Below are 22,106 nucleotides of genomic sequence, written 5' to 3'. Positions count from 1 at the left end.
CCGTGCCCGACCACACTGACCGAACACCCCGGGCGAGCCCGTCCGTCCGCACCCCGGTGCCGTGGTGGCTGCCGGTCCCGGCGGTCCTCGGCGGCCTGTTCGTGGTGGTCCCGGTCCTGGCGATGGTCGGCCGCGTCGACTGGGGGTCGTTCGGCGCACTCGTCACGTCGCCCGCGTCGCTCACCGCCCTCGGACTGAGCCTCGGGACCGCCGCCGCTGCGACGGGCATCGCCTTCGTGCTCGGCTACCCGCTCGCCGTCCTGTTCGCCCGGTCCACGTCGCGGTGGATCGGGGCCGCACGCGCCCTGGTCCTGTTGCCGCTCGTGCTGCCGCCGGTCGTCGGGGGACTGGCCCTGCTCGCGGCGTTCGGTCGGCTCGGCGTCGTCGGGGCGTGGCTCGACGACCACGGCCTCCGGATCGCCTTCACCACGGCCGCGGTCGTGATCGCGCAGACCTTCGTCGCGATGCCGTTCCTGGTGTCCTCGATCGAGGGTGCGCTGCGCGTCGGCGGTGACCGGTTCGAGCGGGTCGCCGCGACGCTCGGAGCCTCCCCGACCCGGACGTTCCTGACGGTGACGACACCGCGGGTGCTCCCGGGCATCCTGGCCGGCCTCGTCCTCTGCTTCGCCCGTGCCCTCGGGGAGTTCGGCGCGACCCTCACGTTCGCCGGCAGCCTGCAGGGCGTCACCCGGACGCTGCCCCTCGAGATCTACCTGCAGCGCGAGATCGACCCGGACACCGCGGTCGCGCTGGCGCTCGTGCTGGTCGTCGTCGCGCTCGTGGTCATCGGCGCCTCCGCGCTCCGCACCCGGACGGCAATCGCATGAGCCGCGAGCGTCCGGCGCACAGCGGCCTCCGCGCCCACGTCGTCGTCCCCGACCGTGGCGTCGACGTCCACCTCGACGTCGCACCGGACGAGTGCGTCGCGCTGGTCGGGCCGAACGGCGCGGGTAAGTCCACGGTCGTCGAGGCCCTCGCCGGACTGCTGCGCATCCGGTCCGGATCGGTCCTGCTCGGCGACCGCGACCTCACGGGCGTCCGAGCGCACCGCCGCGGGGTCGGGCTCGTCGCCCAGCGCGCGGACCTCTTCCCCCACCTGTCGGTCGCTCGCAACGTCGGCTACGGACCGCGCGCGGCCGGTTCCGGGGGCCAGGAGGCGCGGCTCCGCTCCGACGCGGCCCTCGCCGCCGTCGGCGTGGCCGGTCTGGCGGACCGCGCACCGGGGACGCTCTCGGGAGGGCAGGCCCAGCGCGTCGCGATCGCCCGGGCCCTCGCCACCGAGCCGGCGCTCCTGCTGCTCGACGAGCCCACCTCGGCGCTCGACGTCGACGCCCGGGCCGAGGTCCGCTCTGCCCTCGGGACCGCCCGGACCGGTCGACCGACGGTCCTCGTCACGCACGACCCGCTCGAGGCCGTCACCCTCGCGGACCGCATCGTCGTGCTCGAGGGCGGCCGGGTCGCTGAGCAGGGGCCGACCGCCGTCGTCCTCGGGCGTCCGACCAGCGCGTTCGCGGCGTCCTTCTCGGGTCTGACGCTCCTGCGCGGCACCGCCACCCGGGGTGGGATCGCCCTCGACGACGGGGGTGCGCTCGCGTCGTCGACCGGCACCGCGCCTCCTGGCTCGTCCGCCCTCGCCGTCTACCACCCGACGGCCGCGGTCGTGACGCGCGACGGTGCCGGGCCCGAGCGCCGGGTGACCGGACTCGAACCGCGGGACGGGCTCGTCCGGGTGCGGGCCGGCGACCTCGTGGCGGACGTCACGGTCGCGGTGGCTGCGGCGCTGGGGCTCGCGCCGGGGGATGCCGTGCGGATCGCGGTCCCGGCGGACGAACTGACGGTCTACCGGCCGGACGGACCCACGCCGGACTGAGCCGGATTCGGCCGCGGGGCTCAGCTGCCGGACTCGGCTGCTGGACTCGGCTGCCGGGCTCAGTCGCCGGGCTCAGCCGCCGGCGAAGGGCGGCATGACGTCGACGACCGCCACGCCGTCGAGCCCGGTCGCCCGATCGCGCGTGGTCACCCCGTCGACGAGGTACGAGCAGCGCTCCTGTAATGCCCGCCACCGATCGGGATCGTCCGCGGTCACCGACCGCAGGGCCTCGTCGAGCGTCGCTGCCTGCACCGCGACGTCGTCCACGCCCACCGCTGCCCGGGCCGCGGCGAAGAACCGGATCGTCGTCACCGTCATCCGCCGATCGCGCTCATGCCCCGCGTGGGGTGCACCAGGTCGTCGCTGTCGTCGCCGTGGTCGCGGGGCTTCGCCCACATCGCCAGGCGCCAGAGCTCGGCGACCTCGTCGTCGGAGGCACCCTTGCGCATCGGGCCGAGCACGTCGGTCTCGTCGTCCGAGAAGAGGCAGCTGCGGACGTTGCCGTCGGCCGTCAGACGGGTGCGGGTGCAGTCGGCGCAGAACGACTCGGTGATGCTCGCGATGATGCCGATCGTGCCGAGCTCCGCACCGACGCCGCCGTCGGCCGTCCGCGCGAGCACCCGGAAGCGCTCCGCCGGGGCGCCGTCGCGGGGCGCCTCGTCCGGCACCAGGGCGAAGGACTCGGACAGCATCGCCCGGGTCTCGGCCGCGGTCACCATCGACGTGCGGTCCCAGGCGTGGTCGGGGTCGAGCGGCATCTGCTCGATGAACCGGAGCTCGTAGCCGCGGTCGAGGCACCACCGCATGAGGTCCGGCGCCAGGTGGTCGTTCACGCCGCGCAGCAGCACCGCGTTGACCTTGATCGCGAGCCCCGCTGCCCGGGCGGCCTCGAGCCCGGCGATGACCTTGTCGAGGAACGGGCGCCGGGTGACGGTGGTGAAGACGTCCGGGTCGACGGTGTCGAGCGACACGTTCACGCGTCGGAGGCCGGCGTCGTACAGGGCGGCTGCGCGGTGGGCGAGCCCGGTCGCGTTCGTGGTGAGCGACAGCTCCGGGGCGTCGGGGAGCGCGGCGCACCGGGCGATCACGTCGACGAGGTCGTGGCGGAGCATCGGCTCACCGCCGGTGAAGCGGACCTTGCGCACGCCGAAGCGGTCGGTCGCAAGCCGGACGAGCCGCTCGATCTCGGCCGCGGTCATGAGCGCGTCGTCGGGGGCGAACGGCAGCCCGGCCGCCGGCATGCAGTAGGTGCAGCGGAGGTTGCAGCGCTCGGTGAGCGACACGCGCAGGTCGACCGCGCGCCGCCCGAACCGGTCGAGCAGGCCGCCGGTGGAGCCGAGCATGGTCGCGGGTGCCATGAGCGTCAGCGTACGGGGTCGGCGGGTCCTCCACCTGATGACATCGCGAGCGCTCGTTCCCGGAAGGCGAGCCGGCGCCCCCAGCGCTCCCAGTCGGACCGCCGGGTGCGCACCAGCGTGACGACGATGACCACGGCGACCGCGGCGGCGAGCCACCAGCGGTACGCGTCCGCCGACGGCCAGACGCCGCGCAGTGCGATGGCGAGCCCGATCGACAGCCACTCCCAGCGGCCGGAGAGCACCACGAAGGGGATGAGGAGCAGCGCGTACCAGGGGTAGCGCGGGCTCACCGCGAGGAACGTCACGCCGATGAGGAGGACCTCGCCGGACCACGGCCGCGCGGGGTCGGACAGCCGCCACGCCACGAACGCCGCCAGCAGGACGAGCAGTCCGACCACGAGCGTCGCCGCGTCGCCGTGGAAGACGAGCGAGACCAGGGCGAACCGGGAGCCGTCCTCGTAGCCCTCTTCCGACAGGTACCCGGGGAGGTAGCCGAGGACGTCGAGGCCCGTCGTCAGCACGTACGGCACGTAGAGCAGCCCGAACACCGCGATGCCGACCGGGATCGCCCACCAGTTCCGCCACCGACCGAGCAGTGGCGGGTACACGAGCGCGGGGATGAGCTTCGTCGCGGTCGCGGCGCCGAGGGCGATCCCGCCCCAGATCGGCCGGCCGAAGGCGACGAGCACGGCGCCGGCGGTGGCCAGGGCCGCGCCGAGGGCGTCGACGTGCGAGTTGGTGACGGCCTCGGACGCGACGAGCGGGGACCACGCCCAGAGTGCGGCCCACCACGTCGGTCGTCCGAGCTTGCGGAGCACGACGACCAGGCCCACGGTGACGCCGAGCGACAGGAGCAGCCCCGCGACCTGGAACGGCATGTACTGCGCGGTGGCCGGCACGAACGCCCGCACCGCCGCGAACCAGAGCTGGGCCATCGGCGGGTAGATCGTCACGACGTCCGGGCGGTTGATCGCGACGCAGTGCCCGTCCGCGCCGTCGCCGAGGCCGCGGAACCGGGGCTCGAGGGGCTTGCACGTGCCGTCGACCTTGTCGGGGAAGAGCCAGTCGGGGCGCAGACCGGACAACGCGGTCGACTGCGGCGTGTGCGCGTACGGGGAGATCCCGGCGTGCTGCACGATGCCGTCCCAGGCGTAGCGAGCAGAGTCGGTACTGGTGTTCGGCGGCCCGGCGATGGCGGCGAGCCCGACCACCAGGCCACCGCCGACCACGAGCCACGTCATCCACTTCGCCGGGACGAACCGCAGCGCGAGCACCGCGAGCGCGAACACCGTCCAAGCGATCAGGGTCCACGCAACGAATGGGGAACGATGACCGGACCGGAGGAACCCCAGATGCGTGACGCCGAAGGCGATGACGCCCGACAGAGCGAGCACGCCGACCACGGCCAGCACGGTCGGCAGGAGTCGGCCGGGGCGAAGTCGTTCACTCATGGTGCGACGAGGCTATCCATGGTCCGCGGGCTGCTCCTGGATGCACGATCCGCGATGGCGTCGCCGAACCGGAACGCGCGGACGGCGGTCGTCCTGGGGCGGTTGCTCGGGGTGGCGTTCCTGGTCTGCTTCGCGACCGGCGTCTACAGCTACTTCCTCCAGCAGCCGCTGCCGTGGATGCGGTTCCCGACCCGTCCCGCGCAGCTCTACCAGTTCACGCAGGGCGTGCACATCACCGCGGGGATCGCGATCATCCCGCTGCTGCTCGCGAAGCTCAACACGGTCATGCCGGCACTCGTGCAGACCCCGCCGGTGCGTGGTCCGCTGCACCTGCTCGAGCGGCTGTCCATCGCGGTGTTCGTGGCGTCGGCGATCGTGCAGGTGACGACGGGCCTGCTCAACACGTACCAGTGGTACCCGTGGCCGTTCCCGTTCAAGCAGGTCCACAACGCGCTCGCGTACGTGCTCATCGGGTCGCTCGTGCTGCACATCGGCGTGAAGCTCCGGCTGATCAGCCGGTACTGGCGGAAGCGGGACTCGTACGACGAGCACGGCCGGTTCGTGGTCGACCCGGCCGCGGGGAGCGAGCTGCTCTCGCCGTCCCAGGAGGCACGGGTGGACCCCGCCACGTCGGCTCCGGCACCGCAGGCGGTCGCGTCCTACCCCCGCGGCGTCACCGGCCGCGTGCTCCGCTGGGTCGACGGCGTGCCGGCCGAGCCGGCCGTCCCGGCGGACGCTGCCGAGACTCGTCCCGGCGGACCGGACTCGGCGTCCGCGACCCGAGCGGCGTCCGCAGAGCCGAGTCTCGGCGTGCCGCAGGACGGTGCGGCGGAGGCGAGCCGCGCCTCCCGGGCCACGCCGGAGGCGAACGACGGTCGACGTGAGCGGATCGCCCGACGCGGGTTCTTCGCCGGTGTGACCGCCGCGACGGTCGGTGTCGTGGCGTTGACCGCCGGACAGTCGAGCACGCTCGCCGAGCCGTTCAACGTGTTCGGCGCCCGACAGCGGCACCGCGGGCCGAACGACCTGCCGGTCAACCGCACGGCCCGTGCCGCCGGTGTGCTGGCCACCGCCACCGCCGCCGACTGGTCCCTGACCGTCGTCGGGCACGACGTGGTCCGCACCTTCTCGCGAGCCGAGCTCGTCGCGCTCGGCACCGCCGAGGCCGAGCTCCCGATCTCCTGCGTCGAGGGGTGGAGCCAGATGGCGACCTGGAAGGGCGTGCGCATGCGCGACCTGCTCGGCGCCGTGCAGGCGGCGCCGGGGTCGCACGTGCGGGTGACGAGCCTCGAGCGGCACGGCGGCTACCGCATCATGGACATGGGCCCCGAGTACGCCGAGGACCCGACGACGCTCGTCGCGCTCGAGCTGAACGGCGCGACGCTCGACCTCGACCACGGGTTCCCGGCGCGGATCATCGCTCCCGGACGACCCGGTGTGCTGCAGACCAAGTGGATCGAGAAGATCGAGGTGATCGCATGAGGGCCGCACGCATCGTGCTCGTCGTGGTCGGGGTGCTCGTCATCGCGTTCGGGGCGTACGTCCTCGTGACGACGGTCCGACCGAACCGGATCTGGGGGCTGGCGACCTGGCTCCTCGGGGCCGTGGTCCTGCACGACGCGATCCTGTCGCCGTTCGTCGTCGGAGTGGGGCTCCTGCTCCGCCGGACCGGGCGGACGCTGCGGGCCTGGGCCCTCGTCGTCGTGCAGGCGGTCGTCGTGCTCGGGAGCGTCCTCGCGCTCGTGGTCCTGCCGGAGATCGCGGCGAAGGCGCACGGGCAGAAGAACCCGACGGTGCTGCCGTTCGACTACGGCGCGCGGCTGCTCCTCGTCGAGGGGGTCCTGCTGCTCGTCGTCGTGGTGGTGCTCGTGGTCGCCGCACGTCGTCCGGCACGCGTTCGCGCGAGTACTGGTTGAACCGACAACCTTTCGGTAGACTCGACGCATGACCGACGACACCCCGTGGCTCACCCGCGACCAGCTGCGCGCGTGGATGAAGCTCGTCGCGGTCATGGAGCTCCTGCCGGCCGCGCTCGACCAGCAGCTCCAGCGCGACGCCGACCTGACGCACTTCGACTACATGGTCATCGCGATGCTCTCCGAGACCGACTCCCGGACGCTCCGGATGTCGGCGCTCGCCTCGGCGACGAACGCCTCGCTGCCGCGGCTGTCCCACGTGGTGTCCCGGCTCGAGAAGCGCGGCCTCGTGGCGCGCTGTCCCTCGACCGACGACCGGCGCGCGACCGACGTCCGGCTGACCGACGCCGGCTACGCGACCATCGTCGACGCGGCGCCCGACCACGTCCGGACCGCCCGTCGCGTGGTGATCGACGCGCTGAGCGACGAGCAGGTCGGGCAGCTCGACGGCATCGCCGCGGCGCTCCTCAGCCGGCTCGACCCCGAGGGGCGGTTCGCCGCCCTGACCTACCCGCGCGACGACGACGAGCCCGCCATCTGCGAGGCCCGGCTGACGGGTACGGCGACCGACTGACGCCGCCGTCACGCACGCCTGCGGGCCGTGGGCGTTGCAATAGGCTCGCCGCATGACCGAGTCCGCCGCGCCGTCCGACACGTACTCCTACCTCGGACCCGCAGGGACCTTCACCGAGGCTGCGCTCAAGCTCGTGGACGCCGCGGCCGGCAAGCCCTGGCGGAGCGTGAACAACGTCGGCGAGGCCCTCGACGACGTCGTGAGCGGCCGGTCGATCGGTGCCGTCATCGCCATCGAGAACAGCGTCGACGGCGGGGTCAGCGCGACGCAGGACGCCCTCGCCCGGATCCCCGGCGTGCGCATCGTGGGGGAGTACCTCGTCCCCGTCGACTTCGTGCTCGTCGCCCGCCCCGGCACCGCGCTCGCCGACGTCCGGACCGTGAACGCGCACCCCGTGGCCTACGCCCAGACCCACAACTGGCTCGAGGCGAACGTCCGCGGCCACGGGCACATCCCGGCGTCCTCGAACGTGGCCGCCGCGGCAGCCCTGCTCGACGAGCACCCCACCGCCGACGCCGCGGTCGCACCCCCGGGGATCACCGACCACTACGCGCTCGAGGTCCTGGCCTCGTCCATCGGGGACAACGCCTCGGCGGTCACCCGGTTCGTGCTCGTGTCGAAGACCCTGGCGCTGCCCGAGCCGACCGGGGCCGACAAGACCAGCGTCATCGTCGAACTGCCCGCCGACCACCCCGGCGCCCTGGTCGACATGCTCGAGCAGTTCGCGACGCGGGGCATCAACATGGGGTTGCTGTCCTCGCGGCCGATCGGCGACGAGCTCGGGCGGTACCGGTTCGTCATCGACCTCGACGGGCACGTGCGGGACGAGCGCGTGGCGGACGCGCTGCTCGGCCTGCGGCGGTTCAGCCCGCGGGTGACGTTCCTCGGGTCGTACCCGCGGGCCGACGGGGTCCGGCCCGAGGTGCCCGCGCGCTACTCGGACGTCGCGTTCGTCGAGGCGCGCGACTGGCTGCGCGCGATCGTGTCGGGCGAGCCCGAGGCGCGCTGAGCGCTGCGCTGCGCGCGCCCGCGCGGCCTTGCAGGGTCGAACCACGAATCCGACATGGAACCAGCCGCGAGGGGCGGTTCCACGTCGGATCCGTGGTTCGAAGGCGTCAGCGCACCAGAGCAGGGACCGGCAGCGCCAGCGGCTGCGGGACGACTGCACGAAGGAGCCGGCGACGTCGAGGTAGAGGTATGCCGTACCTCGCGAGACCTTCGTCACCACGTCGTCGCGTGGTTCCGATGGACTTTCGTTGTGCGGAGCGCGCACCGCGGCGCCCGCGGCGGCGCGGCTACCGCCGGCGGCCGCGGCCCGTCGCCGGCTCGACCGCGGGGATCCGCACGTCCAGCGAGCCCGGGTCGATCTTCGCGCGGAACGCCACGATCTCGCCCACCGGGTCGCCGTCGATCTCGAACTCGTCCGGCTTCGCCAGGCGCAGCGTGAACTCCTCGCCGCGCAGGTACCGCAGCGGGCGCTCCTGCTTCGCGGCCGTGGTGATCCGGCGGCCGATCACGGTGTCGGACAGGGCCGACCGGCGGAACCACCGCAGGATCCCGTTCTCCCAGAACACCCTGGCGGCGATGCGCACCCAGCCGAAGAACCCGCGAGGCCGCATCACGACGATGTCGAACACCCCGTCGTCGATCTCGGCATCGGGCAGGAGCATGGCGTTGGCCTGGAGCATGCCGCAGTTGCCGACGATGACCGAGTGCGCCCGGACCGAGCCGTTGCGTGCCGACTCGTCGAGCCGGTACTTGAACTCGAAGCCGTCGGTGTCACGGACGGAGCGGAACAGCGAGTCGAGGTAGGCGAGCCACCCGACGCGCTTCTTCAGCTCGGGGCGCGTGTTCGCGAGCATGCGGGCGTCGAGCCCGAGGCCGGCCATCACGACGAAGCCGAACCGGTCGCGGGAGCCGTCGGGACGCTCGACACCGAGCAGTCCGAAGTCGATCGAACGGTCGTGCCCGGTGAAGATCGCCTTGGCCATCCCGCCGAGGTCGTCCAGCGGCAACTTCATGTTCCGCGCGAGCAGGTTTCCCGTGCCGCTCGGCAGCAGCGCCAGCGAGGCGTCTGACCCGTGCACCACCTCGGCCACGGCACGGACGGTCCCGTCCCCGCCCGCGGCGGCGACGACGTCGGCACCGGCTTCGAGCGCGGCGCGGGCCATGCCGCCGCCCGGGTCCTCCTCCGTCGTCTCGAACCAGAGGGTCTCGGCCCAGCCGGCTTCCTGCTGGTGCTTCTCGACGGTGCGCTTGAGGGTCGGCAGGTGGACCTTGACCGGGTTGTAGACCACCGCGGCCGTCCGCTGTTCGGTCTGGAGGGCGTCCTGGTCCGCGGGCGCGGTCTCCGAAGGGGTCGACATGCACCAACGGTACCGATCGGATGCTGCGAGCGGACGGTCGTGACGACCCGTCCCGGGCCTGGAGGCGCGGGTCGGGCCCGCACCGCGCCTCCAGTCCGTCCGCAACTGCGCCCCTTTAGGATGGTGCGGTGATCGATCCCCAGCTGCTGCGTGACAACCCGGACGTCATCAAGGCCTCGCAGGAGGCGCGCGGCGCCTCCGTCGCCGTCGTCGACGAGGCCGTCGCCGCGGACGCGGCACGGCGGAGCGCGATCACCTCGTTCGAGTCCCTCCGGGCCGAGCAGAACGCCTTCGGCAAGACCGTCGCGAAGGCCCCGAAGGACGAGAAGGCCGCGCTCGTGCAGCAGGCCCAGGCGCTCGCCGCGAAGGTGAAGGAAGCGCAGGCGACCGTCACCGCGGCCGAGGAGTCCTTCAACGCGGTCGTCCGGAGCATCCCGAACGTCGTCCTGCCCGACGTGCCGAAGGGCGGCGAGGACGACTTCGTCACGCTCCGCACCGTCGGCACGAAGCCGGAGTTCGACTTCGAGCCGAAGGACCACGCCGACCTCGGCGAGCACCTCGGCATCATCGACATCCCGCGCGGCGTGAAGGTCTCCGGCTCGCGGTTCTACTTCCTGCGCGGCCTCGGTGCCCGGCTCGAGATCGCCCTGATGTCGCTCGGCCTCGACCGTGCGATCGCCGCCGGCTTCGAGCCGCTCATCACCCCGACGCTCGTGCGCCCCGAGACCATGGCCGGCACGGGCTTCCTCGGCGAGCACGCGGCCGAGGTCTACCGGCTCGAGGCGGACGACCTCTACCTGACCGGCACGAGCGAGGTCGCCCTCGCCGGGTTCCACGCCGACGAGATCCTCTCCTTCGACGGTGGCGACGGCCTGCGGTATGCCGGTTGGTCGACCTGCTACCGGCGCGAAGCGGGGTCGGCGGGCAAGGACAACCGCGGCATCCTGCGCGTGCACCAGTTCAACAAGCTCGAGATGTTCGCCTACGTCCACCCGGACCAGGCCGAGGCCGAGCACGCCAAGCTCGTCGGGTACCAGGAGCAGATGCTGCAGGACCTCGGGCTGCACTATCGCGTGATCGACGTTGCGGGTGGCGACCTCGGCACGAGTGCGGCGCGCAAGTACGACATCGAGGCGTGGGTCCCGACGCAGGGCACCTTCCGCGAGCTCACGTCGACGTCGAACTGCACGACGTTCCAGGCTCGTCGCCTCGACATCCGGTACCGCACCGAGAGCGGGAAGACCGCGCCGGTGGCGACCCTGAACGGCACCCTCGCGACCACCCGGTGGATCGTCGCGATCCTCGAGACGCACCAGCAGGCCGACGGTTCGGTCGTCGTGCCCGAGGTCCTCCGTCCCTACCTGGGCGGCGTCGAGGTGATCGAGCCCCGATGAGCACGCAGGGTCGGTTCGTCGACGGTTCGGCCGGTGCGGGTGCGCCGGCCCGGACGAAGCGCTGGTTGGTGGCGCTCGACATCGACGGCACCACCATGCGCGAGGACGGTGTCGTCACCGACACCGTGATCGCCGCGCTCCGCGATGCCGAGGCAGCCGGGCACGAGGTCATGCTCAGCACCGGTCGCAGTGAGGGCATGACCGTCCCGCTGCTCGACACGCTCGGCATCCAGCCGAAGTACCTCGTCTGCGCGAACGGCGCGCTGACCCTGGGACGCCGGTCCGACGGTTCCTACGAGCGGGTGCACGTCGAGCAGTTCGACCCGAGCGAGGTCCTCCGGACGATCCACGGCGCCCTCGAGAACGCCGCTTTCGGCGTCGAGGACCAGACCGGCCACTTCCTGCTCTCCGGCAACTTCCCCGACGACACGATGACCGTCGCCGGCGAGCACGTCCCGTTCGAACGGCTGCTCGGCGTCGAGGCGACCCGTGTCGTCGTCATCTCGCCCGGCCACGACACCGAGGACTTCCTGCAGATCGTCGAGCGGATGGGGCTGCACAAGGTCTCGTACTCGGTGGGGTGGACGTCGTGGCTCGACATCGCCCCGGAGGGCGTGACGAAGGCCACCGCGATGGAACGGGTCCGTGAGTGGCTCGACATCCCGCGGTCCCGCGTGTTCGCGGCGGGGGACGGTCGGAACGACATCGACATGCTCCGGTGGGCCTCGACCTCGGGGCGCGGCGTCGTCATGGGGCAGGCACCCGAGGACGTCGTGGACGCGGGCAACGAGCTCACGGGCGGCGTCACCGACGACGGCCTGGCGGCTGCGCTCGACTCCCTGCCGCGCTAGCCCGGTAGACTTCCCGGGACGCGATCACGTCTCGCCACGTGGTCGCGTCGCTGGAGGGTTGTCCGAGCGGCCGATGGAGCCTGTCTTGAAAACAGGTGGGCAGAGATGTCTCGTGGGTTCGAATCCCACACCCTCCGCACGAAAAGCCCAGTTCAACTGGATGTTTGTGGGATCGCCCACGCGGGTTGCCACCAGTTCATGCCACAACGGCGCGGATGTTCGTCCTGCGGGGCTGTGGCATCGTGGCAGCAATCGGTCGCGTAAGTGACCATTTGGTCGTATAGTTGCCGCATGACTGATGACAGCGTTGAGTCACGCATCGGCACACAGGTACGCCGATACCGCGGCGACCTGAGCCAAGCCGAGCTTGCCCGATTGCTTCGTGCGGGCGGCTTGAAGTGGAGCCAGACAACTGTCTGGCTGGTGGAGAACGGGGAGCGTCCGTTGCGTCTTTCTGAAGCGATGGCCGTCGCGAGTCTCCTGGGTGTCACCGTGGAGCAACTTACGGGCGACGAAGTTGATTCTGCCGGTATGCGCGCAGCCGAGTTGTCCATGCTCCGTTACCAAGTCGACCAGATCCGGAAGGTGCTCTCATGAGCCCGCGCGAGGAATCGTTTCCGGAGCGCATGCTTCGCCAGTCCGACGACGCCGCGGAGTCGAAGTTCGGCGGAAGGCCAAATGGCACCACTCGACACCTGCCGCTTTTCCAGTACACCGGTCAGATCGACGGTCTGGCCATCCGCGTTGATGTCGTCTGGGACGGCTCCGAGCCGATCATGAAGTGGAGTACGCATGACCCCGCTTGAGGAACTGCAGGCCGCACACAAGCGGCTGAGCGAACTTCGTCCGATTGCCAACCCGGACAAGCCGTACCGGAACACTTGGCGAATCGTTGGTGGCCGCGATGGATACGTGGAGATTGGTGACCACTACGGGGACATCGTTTCGTCGTGGGGCGATCACTCATCGCTGCCCGTGTCCGAACAAGCCGGTGAGCTGATCGTCACCATGCACCGCACCATCGATGCGCAGTTGGCAATTCTCAATTACGCAATGGTGCACGAGGAGGCCCGACCCTCGCTGCGGCATGAGGGGTCGGTGCATGCGGGCATCATCCTGGCGCGCGCGATCAACGGAGGAACAGAATGACCAACGATTTCGAAGCATCAGTGGCGGCTGGCGAGAAATGGAACGCCGAAGCTAGCGAGTTGTCAACCGCTGTCTGCACCATTAAGCGCCGGATGGAACGAGACTCAGACATGCTGGCCGTGCTTACTTTCGGTCAGTCCGAGTCCGCGAACGTGGCTGCTTTTGTCCGCCCCGGAGCGCTTGAACTGGCTCGCGCTATCAACGGGGAGGCGTCGTGAATCCGATGCGGACACCTCACTTTTGCCAAATACGCGTGACTCCCAAACGTTCGAATGGCCTACGCACTGCGTTGGTGATCTGTTCGACGTTCATGTCTGCCGGTGCCGAATGCATCTTCACCGGCAGGGCACTTACGACACGTGGAGCCCGTAGGAAAGCCCAACGATGGTTGGACAAACGGGTGGCATGAACGAGCACCAGCCCGACTAGCAGACTCCGGCGTGCAAGTCGTCGGCGGGCGCTATTCATCTGGCAAAGGAAGGACCCCCATGGCGTACAGCGCCAGCATCCGACAGCGAGTAGTCGGGACAGCACCGAACCAGCGCATGAAGTACGACGTGCGTTACCGACTCGACGGAGCATCGCGGAGCATCGCTCTCGACAGCGAGGCAGACGCACGCACGCTGGTCGGGCTGATCCGACAGCAAGGGCCAGAGTTCGCCCTCTCGTGGATGAAGCGCGACGTCGGCCCGAAGACCGCGACCGTTGCCGAGTACGCGGAAACGTACATCGCCTCCAAGTCAGGCGTGGAAGGCAAGACGCTCGACCACTACCGCATGTTCATGCGCCGCTCGATCGGCCCGTGGATGGGTCACCTGCCGCTGAACATGGTGACGCCGGACACGATCGCCGGATGGATCAACGAACAGTCGACGCCGACACGTGAAGTCGAGGGGAAGCTGCCCAAGCCGCTCGGTGCGAAGACGATCAAGAACCGCCACGGCTTCCTCTACGCCATGTTCCAGCACGCTGTTCAGCGCGGTGTCGTCGACCGGAACCCGTGCGAGGGCAGCAACATGCCGTCGTCTGAGTCGCGTGAAATGACGTTCCTGTCCGGGGACGAGTACACGCGGCTGCTGTCGTTCATCCCCGTACAGTGGCAGCCGCTGATCCAGACACTCGCCGGCACCGGGATGCGTTGGTCCGAAGCCACCGCGCTCCGACCCGGCGACTTCGACCTCGAGGCAGGCGTCGTCCGCGTTTCCCGTGCCTGGAAAGACAGCCAGGCGAAGGGACGCTACTTGGGCGCGCCGAAGACGTCACGGTCGAAGCGGACCATCTCGCTGCCGCCCGGACTGATCGACGTAGTGCGCCCGCTCGTAGAAGCACGCGGTGAGCTCGTGTTCACCAACCGCCACGGCAACGCCATCCTGCAGCAGACGTTCTACAAGGAAGTGTGGGAGCCAGCCCGGAACCTCGCCAACGGACGGCCCGCATTCAAGGTCGAACGGAAGCACAAGGACCACTGGGTGCCGAACCGTGGGGGAGTGGAGTGGTTCGACCAGCCTGCGCCCGATGGACAGAAGATTCACAAGGAACCCCGCATCCACGACCTTCGACACACCCACGCTTCCTGGCTGATCAACGCAGGCGTACCGTTGCCAGTCATCCAGCGCCGCCTGGGCCACGAGTCCATCACCACGACCGTTGACCGCTACGGACACCTGTCACCCGACAACCTGACCCTCGCAGCGCAGGCTACGCAGGTCGCCATGGCCGGCGCACTGCCCGAGATCGAAGCGTGACCAACCAACACGCGAGGAGGGGTTGCCACTGTCAGTCGTCGAACGTATGTTCGAACGCATCACAAGGACTCGAGAGAGGATCAGCAAGTTGGGGACCCTGGACCAATCACACGACATGGCGATCGTGGTCGGATACGGCGCACAGCAAGCCGGCATGACCATCACCGATCGTGACAACCCGAGCATGACCGAGCTCGCGCGGGAGGCGCGCCGGCTCGACGTCAACCTCTGCTCACTGTTCACAGCAGCGGACACTGCAGTCCACTGCTGACGCGAACACGAAGAAGCCCCCGGCCTAACCAGCCGGGGGCTTCTTTCGTATGTGTGGAAGTTACTCGCCGACGGAACCCATCGCGCGGGTGATGAGATCCTGCGGAGTCACGTCAAGTGCCTCCGCGATGACGATGAGGTGCTTGGCACGAAGGTCTCGCTCACCATCAAAGAGGCGGAACAGGGTTCGCTTGTTGATGCCGGTCTTCGCGGCGATCTCATCGAAGCCGATCTGCTTGCGGCCCCGCTCGGCGCGCAGCTCGGCAGCAAACGCGGCGGTGTAGGGGTCGATCTCAGGCGTCTCGTTGTTCACATCGGACACTATATGGCCCATTCTGGCCCATCCGCAAGTGCACAGACCGTTCTACTTGTCCGCAAAACTGTACCCCAAACTCGGCACAAAACACGTTGCCAAGTGACCAAACGGTCACTACAGTGAACGTATGGACACCACGACGATCACCACAGAGATCGCCGCAAGGGTCACCGCAGCAATGGCCGCTGCTGACATCAACCGGATGCAGCTCGCCAACGCTACCGGAATCGCCCGAACGACGCTCAACCGGTCCCTAGCCGGCGGACGCGAATTCACCATCCCGGACCTCATCCGAATCGGGAAAGTCACCGGCAACCCGCTGATCGACTTCCTCCCCCTGCCCAACCTGGCAGAAACCGGATGAGCGACCTCCAGGACATGAACACCGCCGACGAAGCCGCCGACTACCTGCGACTCACACCCGACAAGCTCAAGCGAATGGCTCGAGCAAAACAAATCGGCCACATCAAAAACGGCCGCGACTACATCTTCCCCCGCGAAGCAATCGTGAAGTGGAAAACCGACAACACCGTCGAACCACTCCCCACCGCGAACCCCTGGGGAATCTCCGACAGCTCACTACGGCGACTCCGCCAGAGCTAGCCATCCGCTCTACCGCAAACAGCGCGCCATGTGGATGGCGCTGATTGTCGCGCCTCGAAACGGCTCCGCGGAGCACGCCGTCGCCGCGCTCGCACCATCACAACACCACAGAGGGCTCACCGAGTCGCGGAGTCACCCCACACGTGGGGGAACCGGTACGCGACCACGGCAGCCGCAACACCAAGAACTTTGTCGGGAGCTACGGGTGCCCGTGTCTGGACTGTCCCACTCGGGAAGCGGCGCACCTACACCTGCACATCAAAGGGGAACCAGCCCTGGTGCAGAGGACGGACCGACAGCCCTGGCAGGCGTACCGCGGATCGTTCCCGCGGCAGGGCACATGGCAAACGAAGAACAACTGCTCACGGTTTCCGAAGCAGCGCCCCTGCTTCGGAAGACAGAAGCCGCCTTCCGCTGGTATCTGCGGCAGCCGGACTGCCCGCTACAGACGCGCAAGATCGGCCGGCGCGTGATGATTCGGCGCTCCGACGTCGAGGCCATTTCGGGTGTCCACGCGGATGGGGCATTGACAGATGCCTCGTACGAGAACGGCTACCGCGACGGATACCGCGCCGCACTCGCTGACATGCGCAAAGCACTCAACAACATCGACAAGTGAGGACACGATGACGATCACCCAGACCCGCACCGACGTTCTTGAGTCGGTGATCGCCGCGGACGACCACCGCAGCGCCCTGTATTCGCTGTCCACCGACGACCTCGTGGCAATCGCCTTGCGGTACGTCGAGACAGTCGCAGCCAGGAGAGCACGCGCCAACGTCCGCCAGATCGAGACGGCATCCCGATCGGTGCCGCTCGTTGCTCAGATTCGAGCGGACGCGAAGAGTGCCGCGAAGACGGCAGCGCGAGACGCGTACAAGGCGACGATGCTCCGCAAATTCGCCCCACTGCTTGACCAGCGCATCGACCTCGGTGGTGGAGTCAGCACGACATGGGGGCATGCGACGCCAGAACAGCACGCTGACCGAATCGCGATGCTCACTAAGCAGGCAAACGGCATCGGCCAGACAATCGCCCTTCACCAGGAAGCAATCGACGGGCTGCATGAGCTCGGCATTGTCTCGCTCGAATGGCTGGCGAAGTGATGTTGACGCTGACAGAAGCCGAACTTGATGCGATTGTCGAAGCCGCAGTCGAGGCAGGACGATCTGCTGAACGAGTAGCAATTCGGGCATATCAAACGGAATGGCGAGAGGCAAACCGGGAGCACCTTCGATCGCTTCATGCGGAGTACCGCGCTGCTCACCCCGAACGGTATCGGGAGAACAATCGTCGCTGGTATCACGCAAACAAGGAACGCCGTGATGCTCAGTCGCGCGAATGGCATCGCTCTAAGCGCGATGAAGATCCGTCATTTCGCGAGCGGGATAATGCTCGCCGCCGCGTAGAGAACATGAGTCCTGAGCAACGCGAAAGCGAGCTCGCTCGCAGTCGCAAACGTGAGGCCACGCGCGTTCGACCCAAGCGCGACCGTGCCGAATACAACCGGGAATACCGAGCGCGCAGGAAAGCCGCACGGGAAGCAGCTAAGGAGCAAGCGTGATTGACATTACAGAACTTCGGTTTCGGGTGATCACTCGTCGATCGGGCAGGACGTTCTGGGAGGTGCATTGGCCGCACAAGGTGGGCGTCATCTACGACAAGCGCTTGGTTGACGCGATCCGGGCGTGGGTTGCGAACAACCCAGAGTTGGTCATCAATGACAGGGAACGCCCACGAAAGAGGCGCACCGCGGACAAGGTCGCTGAACTGTACGTCGATGTGTATCGCACATTGAAACGCGCTGGAGTTAAGCCCACCAAAGAAAATTTGGAGCGCACAGTTCGACTTATTCGAACCGGCGAATAGCCACAGGTGCCGGCCCCTGAATGAGCTCAACCACCCAGCCCCCGAGTCGTTGTCGGGATTGCCGCGGTTCGAATCCGCGCGGGGGCACTGAGCGGTCACCTAGTTCACCCGAAGTCCTAGGTGGCCGCTTCTTCACATCCACCCCGAAGAAGGGAACCGCCATGAACTACAAGTACCGCGTCTACAACGGTCAGACGGGACACGAGTACGCCGAAGTCGACAGTCACGCTACCGGCCGAGCGCTCATGATGGCGCCCACCGTCACCCACGGCGTGAACTACGACGACCTCACTATCGACGTGCTGGTTCCCGAGGCAACGGCATGAGCCCCGCAGCCCGCACATCTGACCCGTCCTCGTCGCACGCAGCCGCAGCGACCGTGGCTGACGTGTCCACGGTCCAGTCCCGCATCCTCGACATCATCCGCGACGCCAACGTATTCGGTTCCGGCATCACGGACGAGGGGATCATCGCGACGTACAGCCGCCGTGCACGTGTGAAGGCGTGGACGATGCCGTCGCCGTCGTCGATCAGGTCGAGACGGAAGGAGCTCGAGGACAAGCGTCTCGTGCGTCCTTGCGCTGACGAGTCGGGCCGGTTGCTGTTCGGTCTGACTGAGCGCGGCAACCCGTCGCAGCTGTGGACGGTGGCGTCGTGACCGCGTTCTTCGCCCCTGAGGATCTGCGTGTCGTTGATCCGCGTCCCACCGCGCAGGTCCGCGAACCTGACGTGCGTATCGTCCGTGAGCTGCTGGCGACGCGTCTGACCGGCGACGACCTGACGCTTACGTTGCAGGCGCTCGGCCTCGAACCGTACGAGACGCATCGTGTACCGGAGCGGGCGTACGCGGACGGTGATGTGTGCCGCAACGGTCACAGCCGCCGTGAGCATTCGTTCGTCGATCCGAAGGGTTGGTCGTACTGCCGGAAGTGTCGCAGCATCCGGGCTGAGAAGAAGCGGGCGGTGACCTCATGAGGATCGCCGGCGCACTCCTGTACACGGCTCTCGTCGCGATCGCGTTCGCATCGGGCATCGACCGGTCGTCCCCGTGGTGGGTGGCACTCGTCGCCACCTTCCTCGCCCTGTTCCTGGCTGCACTCATCCGCGTGCATGCAGTCATCAACGCGCCCCGGGAGGATCGATGACCGACATCCAGAAAGCCCGCGACGTGCGATTCGGTCCCCGTCCACGTTCAGTGCTCGACCGTCTCGCCACCAAGATCAGCGTGACCAGTGATGGGCACGTTCTGTGGACCGCGTACTGCGACAAGAAGGGCTACGGCCGCTTCACCGTCGGCAAGACGGGGGCGATGGCCCACCGAGTCGTCTACGCGGAAGTAGTTGGTGACATCCCGGAAGGGATGGAAGTAGACCACATCTGTTTCGTCCGGAACTGCGTCAACCCCTGGCATCTGCGCCTCGTGACTGGCGATCAGAACAAGCAGAGTCGGGCTCGCGTCGATGGACGGAGCACGTCTGGCTATCCCGGAGCGCACTGGGACAAGCGCAAGGCGGCTTGGCGAGCGGAAGGATCCCAGTCCGGCCGAAACAAGTTCCTGGGGTACTTCGATACACGCTGGGAAGCCTACGTCGCTTGGCGCGAGTGGGCGCGACTGCACATGCCCTACGTAAATCCCGAACTCTTGGAGATGAAGCCGTGACTGATATCGCACGAGCGCGCACGATTCTCGCGAAGTGGCGCGGTGCGTCACCTGATGCGCCGTGGCTCGTAGACCGGGAGCACTCCGAGTTTGACGGCGCGACGGTCGGCAATGACGCTTTCTTAAACCCCACCGAGGAGAACGAGCTTAAGCCAATTCTCGACATCAGCGGCATCAGCATTGGAACCGCTCGCCTGATCGTCGGCACCGCGGGCAACCCCGACCTGCTCGACGCGATCGACGCCGAACTAGCGGCCGCCGTGCAGTTCCCCGAGGCGCACAACACGATCGCCAAGCGCATCGCCGCCGCGATCATCTCCGCCGACGAACGGATGAGCGCATGAGCATCGAGCTGCACGTCTGCCCACACGGATACCACCACCCCGCATCACCCGCGGACCTCGACTACCCGCATTCGTGCGACGGCTGCTGGTGCGAGGGATGGCGCGACCAGGGCTACGGCTGGAACCACAGCACGGAGCCGACAGCATGAGCGAGTTCATCTTCGGCGTCATCCTCGGGTTCGCGTTCGGCGCGATCACCATCGTCATCCTGCTCGGAAGTAGGAAACGGTGAACGGCCCCACCCCGGAGCAGATTCGCGCGCTGGCGGATGACGGCGATGACCGCGCTGACTACGCACACACTCGAACGCCGGAGATGGTCCACACGCTCACAGCCGCCCTCCGTGCTGCCGCTGACCAACTTGCAGCGGTCACCAGCCTCGTCGCGGATGTCGGAAGTCAACGTGACTACTGGGCCGACCGTGCCGCCGCAGTTGAACGCGTGGCGGACATGGCACAGGACGACGAGGACGGCAACGGGTGGGTGCCCATCAGCCCGCTACTCGACGCGCTGTACCCGGAGAAGCGAGGCGTGAGCAATGAGTGAACCGGTACGCACGGACACGTTGCGGGCGTTGGCGCAACAGTCACCTAGCTTTGACGAGTTCGATGAGTGGTACGACGACGTGAAGTCATCTCTTGCAGCCGCCGCTGACGAGGTGGACCGGCTACGGCTGTCCGACAGCAACGCGATCCAGCAGCGTGACCAGTTGGCGGACGCGCTCCGACGCAGCGACAGCGAGAATGACCGGCTGCGGGCCGCGATCGATGGTGCACCGCACAATGAAAACTGCGGACATGTGGACTGGGTAGACGGCGTGTTGCAACTCGGTGACTGCACCTGTTGGAAGGCAGACGCGCTGTGAGCGACATCGACGCGCGTCCGTATATCGACGAGATGAACTCATTCGCAGCGGCCGTCAGTCGCACGACGCGTCACGGCGTCCTCTGCGGCTGCGACACCTGCTGGGTGTCCGTCGACTTCGACGACGACTTCTTCGGCAAGGCAGTCGCACGCGCCGCCGAGCACGACGACACCGACCCCTGCGACTGAGCCTCGCACTTCTCACCGCGCCGCACCCGAGTCGGCGCGCCCATCACCATGCCCAGGAGGCAGACATGAGCAACAGCTTCAGGGAGGCAGCCGAGTCCCGTGATGCGGCTGTCCAGAACATGAGAGCCGGGAACACCGACCTCGCGCAGACACACGCACTCATGGCGATCATGCACCTGCTCAGCGCAGACCACGAGCCGAAGCGTGTGCTGCTCAGCAGTGACAAGACGGACTTGGACGCCGTCATGGCTCGCGTCAACAGGAGCCTGTGGAACGTGCAGCCGGCCCCGATCATGCCGACCGCTCCCGGCGTCTACCAGGACCGTGAAGGCGTCCCCTGGTACCGGACCAAAGTCGAGTCCGACCGCCCCTGGATGGACCTCACCCACGGCCACTCCGAGGAACGCTGGTTCACCGACGAACACGCCGCCCAGTACGCGCCATTCAGCCGCATGGAGGCGATCGCGTGACCGCCCCCACGATCCGACTCGACATGCCGGAGCAGGAGTACCACGCGCACCCCGCACTCAGCTCGACCGGCGCGCGTCGCATCCTCGACAGTCCCGCCCGGTTCGACTACTGGCGGAAGCACCCGCAGCCTGGCAAACAGTCGTTCGACATCGGCACCGCAGTCCACACACGGGTGCTTGGCGTTGGGGCAGGCACGATCGCCTACCCCGACGAGCACGTGACCGCATCCGGTGCAGTCAGCACGAAGGCCGCGACGGTCGCGTGGGCGGAAGAGCAGCGCGCGATAGGCCTCACGCCAGTAGCGCCGGCGCAGGCCGCGCGGATCGACGGAATGGCGGAAGCGGTGCTCAAGCACCCCGTCGCCCGGCCCTTGTTCGAGCGCGGCGGCCACCCCGAGACGTCCGTGTTCGCCACGGACGATGACACCGGCGTCGACATGCGCGCACGGTTCGACTACCTGTCGGTCACCGGACGCCCCGTCGCCGTCGACCTCAAGACGACCGCGAAGTCCGCATCCGTCGACGGCTTCACCCGCACCGTCGCGGACTACGGCTACGACGTGCAGCAAGCCCACTACCTCCGCACCCTCGGCCAGTCGGTCCCGTTCTACTTCGTCGTCGTCGAAACCGAAGCGCCCCACCTCGTCGGCGTCCACACGCTCGACATCAAATGGGCGCGCATGGGTGACGCGCGCGTGCAACGAGCCCTCGAGCTCTACGCCGACTGCACCGCATCCGGCATCTGGCCCGGCTACCCGACCGAGCCGCAACTCATCAGCCCGCCCAACTGGCTCGTCTACGCACATGAGGACGAGTACGGGCCGCTCCACGGAATCGAGTTCTGACA

The 22,106-nt window shown here is 68.3% G+C and carries 37 protein-coding genes and 1 tRNA gene; 33 read left to right on the top strand and 5 right to left on the bottom strand.

Annotation, left to right across the window (positions count from 1 at the left end; all coding sequences use genetic code 11):
- The first annotated feature begins 2 nt into the window (after positions 1-2).
- Complete coding sequence (locus tag WFH25_RS14325; RefSeq protein WP_336698269.1) at positions 3-827, top strand: ABC transporter permease; 825 nt, start codon at positions 3-5, stop codon at positions 825-827.
- Positions 824-1,870, top strand: coding sequence for an ABC transporter ATP-binding protein (locus WFH25_RS14320; protein WP_336698268.1), 1,047 nt, complete (start codon positions 824-826; stop codon positions 1,868-1,870). Before WFH25_RS14325 ends, WFH25_RS14320 begins: the two co-directional genes overlap by 4 nt.
- Before the next feature lie 72 nt (positions 1,871-1,942).
- Here the strand turns inward: WFH25_RS14320 and WFH25_RS14315 are convergent, their stop codons facing one another.
- The 3 genes from WFH25_RS14315 to WFH25_RS14305 are packed head-to-tail and all read right to left on the bottom strand — an operon-like array spanning position 1,943 to position 4,679.
- Positions 1,943-2,188, bottom strand: a complete 246-nt coding sequence (locus WFH25_RS14315) for a MoaD/ThiS family protein (protein ID WP_070418116.1) — start codon at positions 2,186-2,188, stop codon at positions 1,943-1,945.
- A complete protein-coding gene (gene moaA / locus WFH25_RS14310) occupies positions 2,185-3,228 on the bottom strand; it encodes a GTP 3',8-cyclase MoaA (RefSeq protein ID WP_336698267.1) in 1,044 nt (347 codons plus the stop codon). The genes WFH25_RS14315 and moaA overlap by 4 nt, the downstream gene beginning before the upstream one ends.
- Before the next feature lie 5 nt (positions 3,229-3,233).
- Entirely contained in the window at positions 3,234-4,679 is a 1,446-nt protein-coding gene (locus WFH25_RS14305) for a glycosyltransferase family 87 protein (protein WP_336698266.1), read from the bottom strand.
- A 54-nt stretch (positions 4,680-4,733) separates the two neighbouring features.
- Here WFH25_RS14305 and WFH25_RS14300 point away from each other — a divergent pair, with 54 nt between their 5' ends.
- From WFH25_RS14300 to pheA, 4 genes are read left to right on the top strand one after another with little or no spacing between them, the layout of a single operon-like run.
- Positions 4,734-6,161 (top strand): molybdopterin-dependent oxidoreductase, encoded by a 1,428-nt coding sequence (locus WFH25_RS14300; RefSeq protein WP_336698265.1) that lies wholly within the window; start codon positions 4,734-4,736, stop codon positions 6,159-6,161.
- Positions 6,158-6,595, top strand: coding sequence for a hypothetical protein (locus WFH25_RS14295; RefSeq protein WP_336698264.1), 438 nt, complete (start codon positions 6,158-6,160; stop codon positions 6,593-6,595). Before WFH25_RS14300 ends, WFH25_RS14295 begins: the two co-directional genes overlap by 4 nt.
- Positions 6,596-6,623: 28 nt before the next feature.
- Positions 6,624-7,169 carry a MarR family winged helix-turn-helix transcriptional regulator gene (locus tag WFH25_RS14290; RefSeq protein ID WP_070418120.1) on the top strand — a complete coding sequence of 182 codons (546 nt, stop codon included), beginning with the start codon at positions 6,624-6,626 and terminating at the stop codon, positions 7,167-7,169.
- A gap of 52 nt (positions 7,170-7,221) precedes the next feature.
- Positions 7,222-8,178, top strand: coding sequence for a prephenate dehydratase (pheA, locus tag WFH25_RS14285; RefSeq protein WP_071296051.1), 957 nt, complete (start codon positions 7,222-7,224; stop codon positions 8,176-8,178).
- A 286-nt stretch (positions 8,179-8,464) separates the two neighbouring features.
- Here the strand turns inward: pheA and WFH25_RS14280 are convergent, their stop codons facing one another.
- Entirely contained in the window at positions 8,465-9,535 is a 1,071-nt protein-coding gene (locus tag WFH25_RS14280; RefSeq protein ID WP_083403430.1) for a diacylglycerol/lipid kinase family protein, read from the bottom strand.
- Positions 9,536-9,663: 128 nt separating this feature from the next.
- On the opposite strand from WFH25_RS14280, the gene serS reads away from it, so the two are divergent.
- The 9 genes from serS to WFH25_RS14235 all read left to right on the top strand — a co-directional run bounded on the left by serS (position 9,664) and on the right by WFH25_RS14235 (position 14,945).
- On the top strand, positions 9,664-10,929 hold the full coding sequence (serS, locus tag WFH25_RS14275) for a serine--tRNA ligase (protein ID WP_070418122.1): 1,266 nt from the start codon (positions 9,664-9,666) through the stop codon (positions 10,927-10,929).
- A complete protein-coding gene (locus tag WFH25_RS14270) occupies positions 10,926-11,780 on the top strand; it encodes an HAD family hydrolase (RefSeq protein WP_175473690.1) in 855 nt (284 codons plus the stop codon). The genes serS and WFH25_RS14270 overlap by 4 nt, the downstream gene beginning before the upstream one ends.
- Positions 11,781-11,832: 52 nt before the next feature.
- Positions 11,833-11,917: transfer RNA gene (locus WFH25_RS14265), tRNA-Ser, on the top strand.
- Between the two features lie 154 nt (positions 11,918-12,071).
- A complete protein-coding gene (locus WFH25_RS14260) occupies positions 12,072-12,377 on the top strand; it encodes a helix-turn-helix transcriptional regulator (RefSeq protein ID WP_336698259.1) in 306 nt (101 codons plus the stop codon).
- The gene (locus tag WFH25_RS14255; RefSeq protein WP_336698257.1) at positions 12,374-12,586 is read left to right on the top strand and encodes a hypothetical protein; all 213 of its coding nucleotides are present in this window, start codon (positions 12,374-12,376) and stop codon (positions 12,584-12,586) included. Before WFH25_RS14260 ends, WFH25_RS14255 begins: the two co-directional genes overlap by 4 nt.
- Positions 12,573-12,929, top strand: coding sequence for a hypothetical protein (locus tag WFH25_RS14250; protein ID WP_336698255.1), 357 nt, complete (start codon positions 12,573-12,575; stop codon positions 12,927-12,929). Before WFH25_RS14255 ends, WFH25_RS14250 begins: the two co-directional genes overlap by 14 nt.
- Positions 12,926-13,147: a hypothetical protein gene (locus WFH25_RS14245; RefSeq protein ID WP_336698254.1), complete on the top strand. Its 222-nt coding sequence runs from the start codon at positions 12,926-12,928 to the stop codon at positions 13,145-13,147. Before WFH25_RS14250 ends, WFH25_RS14245 begins: the two co-directional genes overlap by 4 nt.
- Before the next feature lie 327 nt (positions 13,148-13,474).
- A complete protein-coding gene (locus WFH25_RS14240; RefSeq protein WP_336698253.1) occupies positions 13,475-14,674 on the top strand; it encodes a tyrosine-type recombinase/integrase in 1,200 nt (399 codons plus the stop codon).
- A 115-nt stretch (positions 14,675-14,789) separates the two neighbouring features.
- Complete coding sequence (locus WFH25_RS14235; RefSeq protein WP_336698252.1) at positions 14,790-14,945, top strand: hypothetical protein; 156 nt, start codon at positions 14,790-14,792, stop codon at positions 14,943-14,945.
- A 60-nt stretch (positions 14,946-15,005) separates the two neighbouring features.
- On the opposite strand, the gene WFH25_RS14230 is transcribed toward WFH25_RS14235, so the two are convergent.
- Positions 15,006-15,257, bottom strand: a complete 252-nt coding sequence (locus WFH25_RS14230; RefSeq protein WP_336698250.1) for a helix-turn-helix domain-containing protein — start codon at positions 15,255-15,257, stop codon at positions 15,006-15,008.
- 130 nt (positions 15,258-15,387) lie between these two features.
- On the opposite strand from WFH25_RS14230, the gene WFH25_RS14225 reads away from it, so the two are divergent.
- From WFH25_RS14225 to WFH25_RS14140, 18 genes are all read left to right on the top strand, one after another.
- Positions 15,388-15,624 carry a hypothetical protein gene (locus WFH25_RS14225; RefSeq protein ID WP_336698248.1) on the top strand — a complete coding sequence of 79 codons (237 nt, stop codon included), beginning with the start codon at positions 15,388-15,390 and terminating at the stop codon, positions 15,622-15,624.
- Positions 15,621-15,863 carry a helix-turn-helix domain-containing protein gene (locus tag WFH25_RS14220; protein WP_336698247.1) on the top strand — a complete coding sequence of 81 codons (243 nt, stop codon included), beginning with the start codon at positions 15,621-15,623 and terminating at the stop codon, positions 15,861-15,863. The genes WFH25_RS14225 and WFH25_RS14220 overlap by 4 nt, the downstream gene beginning before the upstream one ends.
- Before the next feature lie 340 nt (positions 15,864-16,203).
- A complete protein-coding gene (locus WFH25_RS14215) occupies positions 16,204-16,482 on the top strand; it encodes a hypothetical protein (RefSeq protein WP_336698246.1) in 279 nt (92 codons plus the stop codon).
- Positions 16,483-16,489: 7 nt separating this feature from the next.
- Positions 16,490-16,969: a hypothetical protein gene (locus WFH25_RS14210; protein ID WP_336698245.1), complete on the top strand. Its 480-nt coding sequence runs from the start codon at positions 16,490-16,492 to the stop codon at positions 16,967-16,969.
- On the top strand, positions 16,954-17,427 hold the full coding sequence (locus WFH25_RS14205) for a hypothetical protein (protein ID WP_336698244.1): 474 nt from the start codon (positions 16,954-16,956) through the stop codon (positions 17,425-17,427). Before WFH25_RS14210 ends, WFH25_RS14205 begins: the two co-directional genes overlap by 16 nt.
- A complete protein-coding gene (locus WFH25_RS14200; RefSeq protein WP_336698242.1) occupies positions 17,424-17,732 on the top strand; it encodes a hypothetical protein in 309 nt (102 codons plus the stop codon). The genes WFH25_RS14205 and WFH25_RS14200 overlap by 4 nt, the downstream gene beginning before the upstream one ends.
- A gap of 161 nt (positions 17,733-17,893) precedes the next feature.
- Positions 17,894-18,058, top strand: coding sequence for a hypothetical protein (locus WFH25_RS14195; RefSeq protein ID WP_336698240.1), 165 nt, complete (start codon positions 17,894-17,896; stop codon positions 18,056-18,058).
- A gap of 62 nt (positions 18,059-18,120) precedes the next feature.
- Entirely contained in the window at positions 18,121-18,390 is a 270-nt protein-coding gene (locus tag WFH25_RS14190) for a hypothetical protein (protein WP_336698238.1), read from the top strand.
- Positions 18,387-18,707 carry a hypothetical protein gene (locus WFH25_RS14185; RefSeq protein WP_336698236.1) on the top strand — a complete coding sequence of 107 codons (321 nt, stop codon included), beginning with the start codon at positions 18,387-18,389 and terminating at the stop codon, positions 18,705-18,707. Before WFH25_RS14190 ends, WFH25_RS14185 begins: the two co-directional genes overlap by 4 nt.
- On the top strand, positions 18,704-18,877 hold the full coding sequence (locus WFH25_RS14180; protein WP_336698235.1) for a hypothetical protein: 174 nt from the start codon (positions 18,704-18,706) through the stop codon (positions 18,875-18,877). Before WFH25_RS14185 ends, WFH25_RS14180 begins: the two co-directional genes overlap by 4 nt.
- The gene (locus tag WFH25_RS14175; RefSeq protein WP_336698233.1) at positions 18,874-19,392 is read left to right on the top strand and encodes an HNH endonuclease signature motif containing protein; all 519 of its coding nucleotides are present in this window, start codon (positions 18,874-18,876) and stop codon (positions 19,390-19,392) included. Before WFH25_RS14180 ends, WFH25_RS14175 begins: the two co-directional genes overlap by 4 nt.
- Positions 19,389-19,736 (top strand): hypothetical protein, encoded by a 348-nt coding sequence (locus tag WFH25_RS14170; RefSeq protein ID WP_336698232.1) that lies wholly within the window; start codon positions 19,389-19,391, stop codon positions 19,734-19,736. The genes WFH25_RS14175 and WFH25_RS14170 overlap by 4 nt, the downstream gene beginning before the upstream one ends.
- A gap of 97 nt (positions 19,737-19,833) precedes the next feature.
- The gene (locus WFH25_RS14165) at positions 19,834-19,968 is read left to right on the top strand and encodes a hypothetical protein (protein WP_336698231.1); all 135 of its coding nucleotides are present in this window, start codon (positions 19,834-19,836) and stop codon (positions 19,966-19,968) included.
- Positions 19,965-20,282, top strand: a complete 318-nt coding sequence (locus WFH25_RS14160; RefSeq protein ID WP_336698229.1) for a hypothetical protein — start codon at positions 19,965-19,967, stop codon at positions 20,280-20,282. Before WFH25_RS14165 ends, WFH25_RS14160 begins: the two co-directional genes overlap by 4 nt.
- Positions 20,275-20,601, top strand: coding sequence for a hypothetical protein (locus tag WFH25_RS14155; protein WP_336698227.1), 327 nt, complete (start codon positions 20,275-20,277; stop codon positions 20,599-20,601). The genes WFH25_RS14160 and WFH25_RS14155 overlap by 8 nt, the downstream gene beginning before the upstream one ends.
- Complete coding sequence (locus WFH25_RS14150; protein ID WP_336698225.1) at positions 20,598-20,789, top strand: hypothetical protein; 192 nt, start codon at positions 20,598-20,600, stop codon at positions 20,787-20,789. The genes WFH25_RS14155 and WFH25_RS14150 overlap by 4 nt, the downstream gene beginning before the upstream one ends.
- Before the next feature lie 65 nt (positions 20,790-20,854).
- Positions 20,855-21,259 (top strand): hypothetical protein, encoded by a 405-nt coding sequence (locus WFH25_RS14145; RefSeq protein WP_336698223.1) that lies wholly within the window; start codon positions 20,855-20,857, stop codon positions 21,257-21,259.
- A 23-nt stretch (positions 21,260-21,282) separates the two neighbouring features.
- Positions 21,283-22,104 carry a PD-(D/E)XK nuclease-like domain-containing protein gene (locus WFH25_RS14140; protein WP_336698221.1) on the top strand — a complete coding sequence of 274 codons (822 nt, stop codon included), beginning with the start codon at positions 21,283-21,285 and terminating at the stop codon, positions 22,102-22,104.
- Positions 22,105-22,106: the final 2 nt, after the last annotated feature.

Origin of the sequence: Curtobacterium sp. USHLN213, from assembly GCF_037144815.1 — a bacterium.
In the GTDB taxonomy this organism is placed as follows: Bacteria; Actinomycetota; Actinomycetes; order Actinomycetales; family Microbacteriaceae; genus Curtobacterium.
The sequence above is the reverse complement of the archived record's forward strand: the minus strand, read 5'-3'. Positions and strand labels throughout refer to the sequence as shown.

What these genes read in the sequence shown, in the direction of transcription:
- WFH25_RS14210 (WP_336698245.1), top strand. Translation starts at nt 16,490, where the DNA reads ATGACGATCACCCAGACCCGCACCGACGTTCTTGAGTCGGTGATCGCC.
- WFH25_RS14140 (WP_336698221.1), top strand. Translation starts at nt 21,283, where the DNA reads ATGCCGGAGCAGGAGTACCACGCGCACCCCGCACTCAGCTCGACCGGC.
- WFH25_RS14295 (WP_336698264.1), top strand. Translation starts at nt 6,158, where the DNA reads ATGAGGGCCGCACGCATCGTGCTCGTCGTGGTCGGGGTGCTCGTCATC.
- WFH25_RS14175 (WP_336698233.1), top strand. Translation starts at nt 18,874, where the DNA reads ATGACCGACATCCAGAAAGCCCGCGACGTGCGATTCGGTCCCCGTCCA.
- WFH25_RS14145 (WP_336698223.1), top strand. Translation starts at nt 20,855, where the DNA reads ATGAGCAACAGCTTCAGGGAGGCAGCCGAGTCCCGTGATGCGGCTGTC.
- WFH25_RS14280 (WP_083403430.1), bottom strand. Translation starts at nt 9,535, where the DNA reads ATGTCGACCCCTTCGGAGACCGCGCCCGCGGACCAGGACGCCCTCCAG.
- WFH25_RS14290 (WP_070418120.1), top strand. Translation starts at nt 6,624, where the DNA reads ATGACCGACGACACCCCGTGGCTCACCCGCGACCAGCTGCGCGCGTGG.
- WFH25_RS14195 (WP_336698240.1), top strand. Translation starts at nt 17,894, where the DNA reads ATGAACTACAAGTACCGCGTCTACAACGGTCAGACGGGACACGAGTAC.
- WFH25_RS14320 (WP_336698268.1), top strand. Translation starts at nt 824, where the DNA reads ATGAGCCGCGAGCGTCCGGCGCACAGCGGCCTCCGCGCCCACGTCGTC.
- WFH25_RS14255 (WP_336698257.1), top strand. Translation starts at nt 12,374, where the DNA reads ATGAGCCCGCGCGAGGAATCGTTTCCGGAGCGCATGCTTCGCCAGTCC.
- WFH25_RS14260 (WP_336698259.1), top strand. Translation starts at nt 12,072, where the DNA reads ATGACTGATGACAGCGTTGAGTCACGCATCGGCACACAGGTACGCCGA.
- WFH25_RS14180 (WP_336698235.1), top strand. Translation starts at nt 18,704, where the DNA reads ATGAGGATCGCCGGCGCACTCCTGTACACGGCTCTCGTCGCGATCGCG.
- WFH25_RS14215 (WP_336698246.1), top strand. Translation starts at nt 16,204, where the DNA reads ATGGCAAACGAAGAACAACTGCTCACGGTTTCCGAAGCAGCGCCCCTG.
- WFH25_RS14165 (WP_336698231.1), top strand. Translation starts at nt 19,834, where the DNA reads ATGGCGCGACCAGGGCTACGGCTGGAACCACAGCACGGAGCCGACAGC.
- WFH25_RS14250 (WP_336698255.1), top strand. Translation starts at nt 12,573, where the DNA reads ATGACCCCGCTTGAGGAACTGCAGGCCGCACACAAGCGGCTGAGCGAA.
- moaA (WP_336698267.1), bottom strand. Translation starts at nt 3,228, where the DNA reads ATGGCACCCGCGACCATGCTCGGCTCCACCGGCGGCCTGCTCGACCGG.
- WFH25_RS14245 (WP_336698254.1), top strand. Translation starts at nt 12,926, where the DNA reads ATGACCAACGATTTCGAAGCATCAGTGGCGGCTGGCGAGAAATGGAAC.
- WFH25_RS14315 (WP_070418116.1), bottom strand. Translation starts at nt 2,188, where the DNA reads ATGACGGTGACGACGATCCGGTTCTTCGCCGCGGCCCGGGCAGCGGTG.
- WFH25_RS14300 (WP_336698265.1), top strand. Translation starts at nt 4,734, where the DNA reads ATGGCGTCGCCGAACCGGAACGCGCGGACGGCGGTCGTCCTGGGGCGG.
- WFH25_RS14225 (WP_336698248.1), top strand. Translation starts at nt 15,388, where the DNA reads ATGGACACCACGACGATCACCACAGAGATCGCCGCAAGGGTCACCGCA.
- WFH25_RS14155 (WP_336698227.1), top strand. Translation starts at nt 20,275, where the DNA reads ATGAGTGAACCGGTACGCACGGACACGTTGCGGGCGTTGGCGCAACAG.
- WFH25_RS14270 (WP_175473690.1), top strand. Translation starts at nt 10,926, where the DNA reads ATGAGCACGCAGGGTCGGTTCGTCGACGGTTCGGCCGGTGCGGGTGCG.
- WFH25_RS14205 (WP_336698244.1), top strand. Translation starts at nt 16,954, where the DNA reads ATGGCTGGCGAAGTGATGTTGACGCTGACAGAAGCCGAACTTGATGCG.
- pheA (WP_071296051.1), top strand. Translation starts at nt 7,222, where the DNA reads ATGACCGAGTCCGCCGCGCCGTCCGACACGTACTCCTACCTCGGACCC.
- WFH25_RS14240 (WP_336698253.1), top strand. Translation starts at nt 13,475, where the DNA reads ATGAAGTACGACGTGCGTTACCGACTCGACGGAGCATCGCGGAGCATC.
- WFH25_RS14220 (WP_336698247.1), top strand. Translation starts at nt 15,621, where the DNA reads ATGAGCGACCTCCAGGACATGAACACCGCCGACGAAGCCGCCGACTAC.
- WFH25_RS14305 (WP_336698266.1), bottom strand. Translation starts at nt 4,679, where the DNA reads ATGAGTGAACGACTTCGCCCCGGCCGACTCCTGCCGACCGTGCTGGCC.
- WFH25_RS14235 (WP_336698252.1), top strand. Translation starts at nt 14,790, where the DNA reads ATGGCGATCGTGGTCGGATACGGCGCACAGCAAGCCGGCATGACCATC.